This window comes from Butyricicoccus sp. (assembly GCF_050872565.1).
Lineage (GTDB): Bacteria > Bacillota > Clostridia > Oscillospirales > Butyricicoccaceae > Butyricicoccus_A.
Genome location: NZ_JBNMHC010000414.1, coordinates 1 through 1750, shown reverse-complemented (window position 1 = coordinate 1750; position 1750 = coordinate 1). Strand labels below are relative to the sequence as shown.

Genomic DNA, 1750 nt, shown 5'->3' with positions numbered 1-1750 from the left:
TGGAACGGCTGGCACTGCTTCTCCTGTGCGGAGAGGGATGTTCTGCGCCGCAGGCATCGGAGATTCTTTCGCAGCCGGAGATTGAAATCAAGCGCGCCCTGCGCCGCGCCCGGCAGATGATTTCCGAACAGATGCAGGATACGTACCCGTCTGTCAGCTGCAACATGAACGGGCTGATTGATTTGCTCGCACAGATGCGTGATGTACAGACACAGGCGGATCATGCGCGTCTGCAAGAGATGCTGCGCTGTGCGCAGACCGGCGAAGCGTATACAGACCCGGAGCAGACCGCTTGGGAGCCAATCGCGGTCGATCATGCGGAAACAGAAGACAAATCGGAAGAAAAAAGCGGATTTTTTCAGAAGTTATTCCGTTCCCACCGATTTGGATAACAGGATTTTTGGAACGGAACGAAGGGAAGCCCTGCGTTCCGTTGCTGTTTATATTGGATAAAAAACAGGAGGCAAATATCATGTCTAAGACAAAAGAAGTACAGCAGCAGATGATGGCTGCTATGAAGGCAAAGGACGCAGATCGCAAGGCAGCTCTGTCGCTGCTGTTGTCCGCACTCAAGGCAAAGGCAAAGGACAAGCGTGCTGATTTGACCGAGGATGAAGAAAACGCCATCATTCAGAAGGAAATCAAGCAGACCCGCGAGACGATGGAATCCGCTCCGGCTGACCGTGAGGACATTCGCAAGGAATGCCAGTATCAGCTGGATGTATACAAAGAGTTCGCTCCGGCAGAGATGAGCGAAGAGGAAATCCGCAAGCTGATTCAGGCTGTATTGGATCAGCTGGAGATCACTGCACCGACAATGCGCGATAAGGGCCCGGTTATGAAGCACCTGATGCCGCAGGTTAAGGGCAAGGCAGATGGCAAGCTCGTCAACAAGATTGTTGGGGAGATGCTGCAGGGATGAAACGCCTGATTTTTATCGGAGATCACATCAAGCAGGCGGCAAAGATTTTATTTGCAGAGGATGACCGCTACACGCCGCAGATGGCGGCGCGCTGGCCGGAGCTGGAAGTTACCGTGCATCATGACGGCAGATACGCTGTTTGGGTGAATCTGATGGATGATGCCGAGCTGTTGCAGGATACTATCCACGATCACAAACAGCTGGTACAGCAGATCGCAGGCTTCGCCGATGAAGTCATTGAGGACTAAAATAGAGCCATAACACAAGCAGCACTGGTGAGAGAAGAATCACCGGTGCTGCTTTTTTGCGTGTAGGGGAATTGCTTCGACGGCCTTTTTGTGTGACGTATGCTACACTAAGAAGCAATTAGGAGCAAAGGAGAGAGTAGGACATGCTTACATATATCCGCACAGAACAAAAAGATGACCGTCAGCGCACATGGTATGGGGTGCTGGCATTGCAAGATGGTGTGCCTGCTGCGCGGGCAGATCAAATCACGACAAATGGATGGTCTGCACAGGCGCTGGTGGCGCGTATGAACGACTTTCAGGCATCGCTGGTACATTTTCATGAACTGATTGATGACTACGTAGCATTGGGAATATGAAGGCGCAAAAAAAGCCCCGCAGAGCGTATGCTCTGCGGGGCGACTGATTGCTCAGTCTAAAGGTCTTTTGACCGGATGAGTTTACTTGCAGTATCTCTGGATATGCTTCGCAGTCTCTTCAGCAGCGGTCTTGATGTTCTCGTCGGTGGTCATCTCGTAGTAATCCGGACGGAATACTTCCATGGTGATGAAGCCGTTCTCGAAGTCATAACCGATTTCCT

General features: G+C 51.7%; 4 protein-coding genes. All 4 read left to right on the top strand.

The features are described 5' to 3' along the window. Positions 1-392: hypothetical protein (locus tag ACR0P9_RS12005; protein ID WP_432620463.1), on the top strand; the 392-nt coding region annotated here is incomplete at its 5' end. 80 nt (positions 393-472) lie between these two features. After that, the gene (locus ACR0P9_RS12000) at positions 473-922 is read left to right on the top strand and encodes a GatB/YqeY domain-containing protein (RefSeq protein ID WP_432620461.1); all 450 of its coding nucleotides are present in this window, start codon (positions 473-475) and stop codon (positions 920-922) included. Next, positions 919-1170, top strand: a complete 252-nt coding sequence (locus tag ACR0P9_RS11995) for a hypothetical protein (RefSeq protein ID WP_432620459.1) — start codon at positions 919-921, stop codon at positions 1168-1170. The genes ACR0P9_RS12000 and ACR0P9_RS11995 overlap by 4 nt, the downstream gene beginning before the upstream one ends. Before the next feature lie 143 nt (positions 1171-1313). After that, entirely contained in the window at positions 1314-1529 is a 216-nt protein-coding gene (locus ACR0P9_RS11990) for a hypothetical protein (protein ID WP_432620457.1), read from the top strand. The last annotated feature ends 221 nt before the right edge of the window (positions 1530-1750 follow it).